The organism is Empedobacter sp. UBA7252 (genome assembly GCF_002472765.1).
Classification (GTDB): domain Bacteria; phylum Bacteroidota; class Bacteroidia; order Flavobacteriales; family Weeksellaceae; genus Empedobacter; species Empedobacter falsenii_B.
In genome coordinates this window covers 1-8,098 of sequence record NZ_DKSQ01000068.1, presented here as the reverse complement: position 1 = coordinate 8,098, position 8,098 = coordinate 1, and the positions used below count along the sequence as shown (strand labels likewise).

Here is an 8,098-nt window from a genome sequence, read left to right as displayed (position 1 = left end):
AAGCTTTTTTTATGTCTTAATCCCACCTATTCCAACGAATGTAATTTGGTTTTGAAAAGTCAAAATCCATCATTTGAAAATCTCTATTATCCAATAAATTTGTCTTGATTAGATTATCGCCTTGTCCAGGAATTGATGGATAATACGACAATGAAAAACGAATATTGTTGAACACAAAATAATCATTTGTCAACATCACACCCAAACTAAAACGCGAATAAATTGGGTTATTATTCAGTATAAATTTTTTGTTATCTCCAATTGCCGCAACCATCGCATTGAAAAAAGGCGAAATACGAAATCCTAAAAACTCGTAAGGCGTATAGGATTGCAATTGATACTCGAACATTAATTTCTGTTGACCTGTTAAGCCTCTATCCGATTTGAAACCTGCCATTCCCAAATAATCATGTTCATGAAGCGAAAGTTGATCCGCAGGAGAATCTAAACGATCATGTCCCAAAAGATAATTAGTTTTCATGAAGTTTCTGAACTTCCATTTTCCCCAATTTATCAACTTTGCCATATATTGTAATTCTACAGACAGCGTTTTTTGTTCAAATTTTCCTTTATTAAAAAATCCTCCAAACTCAACTCCAAATCCCCAAAAACCGGTATTTAAAAAACCTCCAGCAGAAGCTTTTCCGCCAAGATAATAACGATCAGTTTGACGAATATTTTGAATTCCTCCTATAATGCCCAATGATTTCCCTATCGCAATATCTTCTTCAATATCATAATTGAAAATATATTTTGTTTTGATATATCGTTTTGAAGAAATTCCTATCCCTACTAAATAATTCGTTTGGTCAGAAAAAAAGTTCACAGGATCGTTTTCTGGAGTTGGTGTTTCGGTATAAGATCGATCATAAAATCGCCCTGAAACAATAAAATTGGTAATATTTTCTGAATGACCATCATCAATTCTAAACGCTCTTGCCAACCAATAATCTTGGTAATTATATTTGAAATGGTTATCAACCAAAATAGGTTTTTCGAAATCTAATGAATCTTTAAAATACACTTGTCCAACCGAAACTCCACCTGCATAATGTGCTAATGGCGAATAAAAAGGTCGTACAAAACTGATTGATTTTGTATAATGATTATCTTCATTTTTGAAATAACGTACATTCCCAATAATTCGAGTTTGGGCAATATTTGGAACCGTATAATTAAATTGATATAACGAATTTCCTGTTTTGTAATTGTGACGGTAACGATTATCAAACACATGTCCTAAACCTAAAAAATTTCGCTCTCTAATGCGAATTCCAGCTTTTGAACTCGAAACCGAACCTGTAATAAACATACTCCAAGAGTCAATTGAATTGACATATAAATCAACCGAATCATTCCCGACAGCTTCTTCCTTAATCTCTACTCGACGAATAGAACGATTGGTACGTATTAAACGCTCAGATTCAGCTGCTTTTACAGAATCATATTTATCTCCTAGTTTCAGCAACATATTTTGACGCAACACAAATTGCTTAGATTTCCCGTGTAGTGTATTTCCAGTTCTTTCAATCCATTTTGTCGGTTTTCTTGTCGTGTCCTGCAAAGAATATCCGAAAGGGTCTTGTGTTTTGTAGTAAATATTTCGAATAATTTTTCCTTGATATTTTCCATCACCTACATTATTATTGGGCTGAATAGGAAAACTCGTTGGTTTTTTCTTGAATAATAATTTTTGGTAAAACTTTCTAAACTTAGAATGATTTTTATTCTCAATTCTAACTGTATCAATTTTGACACTATCTTCTTGAGCATTAACAACTATGGATAAACTAAAAAATAGTAATCCAAAAAAAGTTAATAATATAGTTCTTTTTTTAAGCACACGTCAAGTTATAAAAGTCTAACCGCTTTTACAAATCTAGTTTTCCAATAATTTTCATCAAGGGAAGAAATGATGACACCTTTCGAAGTTGAAGAATGTACAAAACTGATTGATCCGTCATGATTAATACTTTCTACAATACCTACATGAGAGATTGAATTTCCTGAAGTATTAAAAAATATTAAATCACCTATTTTAACATTTTCGATTGTAATTTCTTTTCCATATTCAGCTTGATCACTCGAACGACGAGGCAATTCTAAATTCATTTCCTTGAAACTTACATAAACCAGTCCCGAACAATCGAAACCTGTTTTCGTAACTCCACCATATTTGTAAGGTGTTCCTAAGTAAGATTTTGCCGTTTTTAGAATTTTATTTATATCACGAGGCGCACTATCATCAGCATTTTTAGAACGAAAAACCTCTGTAGATTCGTTTTTTTTGGAAGAAGTATAAACTTTTTTAGAACCAGTTTTCTTATACGAAGTTACTTTACTACTTCCACAAGACGTCAAGAATAAACTTGCGATAATAATTGTTGTAAGGTATATGTGCTTCTTCATTTTCGATCCAGTTTTCTTCAACAAATTTTCAACGAATAAATTTACTAAATATTATCTTGCATCACCTCTGTTAACAATTGTTTGGCTCTTAAAAGACGAACTTTAACATTTGGTAAGGTCAAATTGAGTTCTTCAGCAATCTCTTTGTATGTTTTATCTTCGATATAACGCAATTCTATAATTTTTTGATAAGGTTCTCTCAATTTTGCAATAGCTTTTATCAGCGTGTCATTATCTTGTTTTAAAATCAAATGTTCTTCTGGCGAAGGATGATCTTCTAAAATTTCTAAAAAATTGGTTTCATCATCAAGAGAAATATTCAGTTTTGGAGATCTTCTGATATGATCAATCATCGTATTATGTGCGATAGAAATTACCCAAGTCGTAAAGTCAAAATCTTCGTTATATAATTTCAATTTTGTAAAAACCTTCGTAAACGTTTCTATAGCGATATCTTCGGCTTCTTCTTCGTTTCTAATCTTAGAAAATACATAATGATAAACTTTGTTCCACAAAACCTCTATCACTGCGTTCTGAGCATTTCGTTTCCCTTTTTTAGCTTCTAAAATTATGTCCTCTAATGTCATTTACTAAATCAATTATGATAAATATAACAAAATATATAGTATAAAAAAAGCTTCAATAAAAATATTGAAGCTTAAAATCTGTAGACCCACAGGGATTCGAACCCCAACTAGCGGCACCAAAAACCGATGTGCTACCGTTACACCATGGGTCTGTCCATGATTATTATGTTAAAATTGAAAAGAAAAAATTGTAGACCCACAGGGATTCGAACCCCAACTAGCGGCACCAAAAACCGATGTGCTACCGTTACACCATGGGTCTGACTAAATTTTATTTCAATTTTTGCAACTTTTCTCTTAACTAGGTTAGATAAAAATGCCTCAACAATTGCTTATCGAGGCATAAGACTTTTGTAGACCCACAGGGATTCGAACCCCAACTAGCGGCACCAAAAACCGATGTGCTACCGTTACACCATGGGTCTATGTCTTAATTGCTGTGCAAATATAGAAAGGTTTTTTAATTCACCAAAACTAATTTTACAAGTTTTTAGCTAAAACAGACGTTTTATGTGATAAGCTATTGAAAATGAATTTTAAAAAATGATTAAATTTTTTACATTTTTTTTATCAAAGCTTCATACGGATGATTTCGTTCTTGAATTTACGTTTCAAATCTTGCCCACAATCAAAAATCATTTGCTCATTTGATGGAAATGGAGCTGGTCTTCTACCAATCATATTTATATAATCTCGATCCAAAGAACGTCGATCACCTTTGTAAGTTCCGTAAGAATCTCTAAAAATAAACTGACTTGCTAAATTTTTAGAATCGATGGCTTGCTCTTTTTGATTATCGATCAAATAATATTTTGCCGTAATTGCAGCTTCCTTGATGCGTTGTACTTCTTCAAAACGACTTTTTACTGTAATATAACGATCTACCATCACGGGTTTTCCGTCTTTATCTTTTACCACTACTCCATTTTGCACCAATTCTTCTTTACCATCAACAATTTTTTTCTCAAAATTATGCACCTCAATTTTTTCTCGTTCAGGTGAAACATTTATCGTCTCAAAACTTAATTGAATTACATAATCATAAGAACTATTTAATTTTCCCGTGTAAAATTCAGTCCAATTAGAATCCAATCCATACGAATTAAAATCTAACAAATCTTTCTCTAATAGTTTAGGAATAACAACTTCTGTGTTGTTCACCAATTGCACCAAAACTTTATACATTCCGTTTGTACGAGCCGTATTCATCAAACTACGAGTATCTTTATAATTTGAATAAACACTTTCTAAAACTTGAAACTTTTGATAAGCCGTTTGTGCATTCAGTTTTCCTCCTTGATTTAGAAAAGATTTTCCTTCATCGTACAAAAATTGCGCATACTTTTCTTGAATCGTTTTATAAGCTACTGAATAATCTTTTGTTTTGAAATTATACGTTTTCCCGCTAATCGATCTTCCATCAATTCCAGCAATCGTTTTTTGTCTTTCTTGCAAACGATTAATAATTTGATACGCTTCCTGATATTTAGAAGGATTAGTCAACGTTTCGATTTGTTTCAATCTATTTTCATCTTCTTGCTGTCCTTTGTTATAAGCTTCAAAAATTAATGGAACATATTTGATTCCATTTTTCTCCGATGGATTTTTGAAATAAGCTTGCGTAGATTGTTCAAAAGCTTGCTGAAAATTACCAGAAACCAATGCTGAATTCGCCGATTTGTACGAATTACAATTTGTAAAGAATAGTAAAGAGAGCGTTAAGGCAAGTAATTTTATTTTCATATTATCAAGGTAAGTTTTTTGTTTTTTAAAAGTAAAAAGAAAGCCAATATAAATTGGCTTTTGGTTGATATTTTTTATTCTTCAAAAATAATTGAGTTGTCTCCCAAAGATTTTAATCTTACTAAAGATTCAACTCTGATATTTTCATTCAATAAGCGATCGCGTCCTTCTTGAAATGATTTCTCAATTATAAAGCCCATTCCCAAAAGGTTTGCGCCAGATTGTTTAATCAAATTTTCAACACCCAACGCTGCATTTCCATTCGCTAAAAAATCATCAATAAAAATAACATGATCATTTTCATTCAAAAATTGACTACTTACGCAAACATCGTACGTTCGGTCTTTCGTGAATGAATACACTTGCGACGCATAAAAATCTGTCATTGTTTTAGGCTTTGCTTTCTTCACAAAAACAACAGGCAAATTCAATTCTAATCCAACCATAATCGCTGGAGCAATGCCGCTTGCTTCGATTGTAATGATTTTATTAATGTTTAAATCCGAAAATCGCTGGACAAATTCCGACGCAATTGCTTTCATCAGAACAGGATCCATTTGGTGGTTGATAAAACTATCAACTTTTAGAATTCCACCATCGAAACTTTTTCCATCCTTCAGAATTCTTTCTTTTAAAAGTTCCATTTAATATTTAGTTTTTTAAAGTTTACATAGAAAAAAAGCCAGCACATTGGCTGGCTTTGATATATTTTTCAGCTTATTCCCACTCGATAGTTGCTGGTGGTTTTGAGCTGATATCGTAAGCTACACGGTTAATTCCTTTTACCTCATTGATAATTCTATTCGAAACTAATTCTAAGAATTCGTAAGGTAATTTTGACCACGTTGCTGTCATAAAATCGATCGTATTTGCAGAACGAACAACCGCCGTATATTCGTACGTACGCTCGTCTCCCATTACTCCAACAGATTTTACAGGTAATAAAACCACGAAAGCTTGAGAAACTTCGTCGTATAAATTATGTGCATAAAGCTCGTCAATAAAAATTTGATCTGCTTCTTGTAAAATACGTACTTTTTCTTCGTCTACTTCACCTAAAACACGGATTCCTAAACCTGGTCCTGGGAAAGGATGGCGGTAAACTAATTCACGAGGAATACCTAATTCTACTCCAACTTTACGTACTTCATCTTTGAATAATTCGCGTAATGGTTCTAATAATTGAAGTTTCATATCTTCTGGTAATCCACCAACATTGTGGTGAGATTTAATAGTTGCAGAAGGTCCTTTTACAGATTGCGATTCGATTACATCAGGATAAATAGTTCCTTGCGCTAAGAATGCTGCATCTTCAAATTTATTTGATTCTTCATCAAAAACAGCCACGAAATCTTTACCAATTGATTTACGTTTTGCTTCTGGTTCATCGATACCTTTCAAGTTTGTTAAGAAACGTTCTGAAGCATCTACCATTTTGATGTTCATGTTGAAGTGCTTTCCGTAATTTTCCATTACTTTTTTCCCTTCATCTTTTCTCAATAAACCAGTATCAACAAAAATACACGTTAATTGATCGCCAATTGCACGATGAATTAAAACCGCTGCAACAGAAGAATCAACACCTCCTGAAAGTCCTAAAATCACTTTTTTATCACCAACTACTTCTTTTATACGAGCAATTTCTGTTTCGATAAAATCTTTTAAAACCCAATTCTTTTCAGCCTGACAAATATTGAAAACAAAGTTTTCTAACATTGTTGAACCATATTCTGAATGTGTAACTTCTGGGTGAAATTGTACCGCAAAAATCTTTTTATCTTCGTTTGCGATTGCCGCAATATCTATATTTGATTTTCCTGAAATTGTAAATCCTATTGGCGCTGTCATCACTTCATCGAAGTGACTCATCCAAACTGTAGATTGTTCTGGAACTCCTGCGAATAAACTGTTTTGAGCTAAAACTGTTAATTCAGATTTTCCATATTCTCCTTTTTCTCCTTTCTTAACTTCTCCACCTAATAAATGCGAAATCAATTGCATTCCATAGCAAATTCCTAAAACAGGAACGCCCATTTCGAATAATTCTTTTTCTACCAAAGCGGCTTCATCTCCAAAAACTGAAGAAGGTCCTCCTGATAAAATAATTCCTTTTGGATTGTGTTTTTTGATTTCTTCGATCGAAGTGTTGTAGGGAATAATTTCTGTATAAACTCCAAATTCTCGAATTCGGCGCGCGATTAATTGATTGTATTGCGAGCCAAAATCTAAAATAATAATTCCTTGCGTCATTGTGTTTGTCTTTGTGCAAAATTAAGTGAAATTCGGCGCAATCACAATTTTATTCACGTCATTTTTCATTCTTTTAGGTAGATTTTTATAGTTTTCCAAGAACTTAATATTTTCATAACTTTAAAACCGATTAATCGAAATAATTTTACCTTGAAAAAACAATTCATCATGAAAAAAATTATATTTACTGCCTTAACAACCTTTATGCTTACAAACATGGCAAATGCTCAAAAAATTATTGCTCATCGTGGTTATTGGGACACCGAAAACAACGCAAAAAATTCGATTAAATCATTAAAATCTGCACAAGAAATTGGTGCTTATGGTTCTGAATTTGATGTATTAATTAGTGCTGATGATGTTTTGATGGTGAATCATGATGATCATTACCAAGGTCATACAATCGAAACTACAAATTCTTCTCTTTTAAAAACGTTGAAATTGGCTAACAACGAAAACATGCCAACTTTAGAAGAATATTTTGAACAAGGAAAAAAGAATAAGAATGTCAAATTAATTTTCGAATTAAAACCTCACTCATCAAAAGAAAATGAAGATCGTGCAGTAAAAAAAGCGATTGAAATCATCAAAAAACATAAAGTAGAAAAACAAGTTGAAATCATTTCATTTAGTAAAAATATTTGTGATGAATTTAAGAAATTAGCACCAAAATTTCACGTTTCTTATTTAGCCGGAGATTTGTCTCCTCAAGAAGTAAAAGAGAGAAATTGGAATGGAATTGATTATCATTACAGCATTTTTCAGAAAAATCCTACTTGGGTGAAAGAAGCGAAAAACTTGGGATTATTGGTTAATGTTTGGACAGTTAACGACCCAAAAGTGATGCAAGAAATGATCGATATGAAAGCTGATTATATTACAACTGACAAACCTTTGATTTTAAAAGAAATTTTGACTAAATAAATTAGTATATTTAGCGGAATAAGAAATCATTTTATGCCTCAACTTAATTCATTCGAAATCTATTCATTTACAACATTGAACCAAATTCATAAAGAGTATATTTTTAAAATTTGGAACAACGAATATCCTATTAATTTGGCTTTTGAGAGTTTACAGGACACCGAAAATTATTTGAATAGTTTGAT

General features: G+C 32.1%; 7 protein-coding genes and 3 tRNA genes. 1 reads left to right on the top strand and 9 read right to left on the bottom strand.

The window, feature by feature from the left end; all coding sequences use genetic code 11:
* Positions 1–16: 16 nt before the first annotated feature.
* From B2X73_RS09915 to guaA, 9 genes are all read right to left on the bottom strand, one after another.
* Positions 17–1,843, bottom strand: a complete 1,827-nt coding sequence (locus B2X73_RS09915; RefSeq protein ID WP_286495803.1) for a hypothetical protein — start codon at positions 1,841–1,843, stop codon at positions 17–19.
* A gap of 8 nt (positions 1,844–1,851) precedes the next feature.
* Complete coding sequence (locus tag B2X73_RS09910; RefSeq protein WP_038334631.1) at positions 1,852–2,409, bottom strand: C40 family peptidase; 558 nt, start codon at positions 2,407–2,409, stop codon at positions 1,852–1,854.
* A gap of 44 nt (positions 2,410–2,453) precedes the next feature.
* A complete protein-coding gene (locus B2X73_RS09905; protein ID WP_038334626.1) occupies positions 2,454–2,996 on the bottom strand; it encodes an RNA polymerase sigma factor in 543 nt (180 codons plus the stop codon).
* An 81-nt stretch (positions 2,997–3,077) separates the two neighbouring features.
* Positions 3,078–3,148: transfer RNA gene (locus tag B2X73_RS09900), tRNA-Gln, on the bottom strand.
* A gap of 39 nt (positions 3,149–3,187) precedes the next feature.
* Positions 3,188–3,258 (bottom strand) — tRNA-Gln (locus B2X73_RS09895).
* A gap of 92 nt (positions 3,259–3,350) precedes the next feature.
* Positions 3,351–3,421 (bottom strand) — tRNA-Gln (locus tag B2X73_RS09890).
* 145 nt (positions 3,422–3,566) lie between these two features.
* Positions 3,567–4,739: a hypothetical protein gene (locus B2X73_RS09885; protein WP_286495801.1), complete on the bottom strand. Its 1,173-nt coding sequence runs from the start codon at positions 4,737–4,739 to the stop codon at positions 3,567–3,569.
* Positions 4,740–4,813: 74 nt separating this feature from the next.
* On the bottom strand, positions 4,814–5,383 hold the full coding sequence (gene xpt, locus B2X73_RS09880) for a xanthine phosphoribosyltransferase (RefSeq protein WP_219034709.1): 570 nt from the start codon (positions 5,381–5,383) through the stop codon (positions 4,814–4,816).
* 73 nt (positions 5,384–5,456) lie between these two features.
* A complete protein-coding gene (gene guaA / locus B2X73_RS09875; protein ID WP_125349033.1) occupies positions 5,457–6,989 on the bottom strand; it encodes a glutamine-hydrolyzing GMP synthase in 1,533 nt (510 codons plus the stop codon).
* 168 nt (positions 6,990–7,157) lie between these two features.
* Here guaA and B2X73_RS09870 point away from each other — a divergent pair, with 168 nt between their 5' ends.
* On the top strand, positions 7,158–7,913 hold the full coding sequence (locus tag B2X73_RS09870; protein ID WP_125349032.1) for a glycerophosphodiester phosphodiesterase: 756 nt from the start codon (positions 7,158–7,160) through the stop codon (positions 7,911–7,913).
* Positions 7,914–8,098 lie beyond the last annotated feature (185 nt).

What these genes read in the sequence shown, in the direction of transcription:
- xpt (WP_219034709.1), bottom strand. Translation starts at nt 5,383, where the DNA reads ATGGAACTTTTAAAAGAAAGAATTCTGAAGGATGGAAAAAGTTTCGAT.
- B2X73_RS09905 (WP_038334626.1), bottom strand. Translation starts at nt 2,996, where the DNA reads ATGACATTAGAGGACATAATTTTAGAAGCTAAAAAAGGGAAACGAAAT.
- guaA (WP_125349033.1), bottom strand. Translation starts at nt 6,989, where the DNA reads ATGACGCAAGGAATTATTATTTTAGATTTTGGCTCGCAATACAATCAA.
- B2X73_RS09885 (WP_286495801.1), bottom strand. Translation starts at nt 4,739, where the DNA reads ATGAAAATAAAATTACTTGCCTTAACGCTCTCTTTACTATTCTTTACA.
- B2X73_RS09870 (WP_125349032.1), top strand. Translation starts at nt 7,158, where the DNA reads ATGAAAAAAATTATATTTACTGCCTTAACAACCTTTATGCTTACAAAC.
- B2X73_RS09910 (WP_038334631.1), bottom strand. Translation starts at nt 2,409, where the DNA reads ATGAAGAAGCACATATACCTTACAACAATTATTATCGCAAGTTTATTC.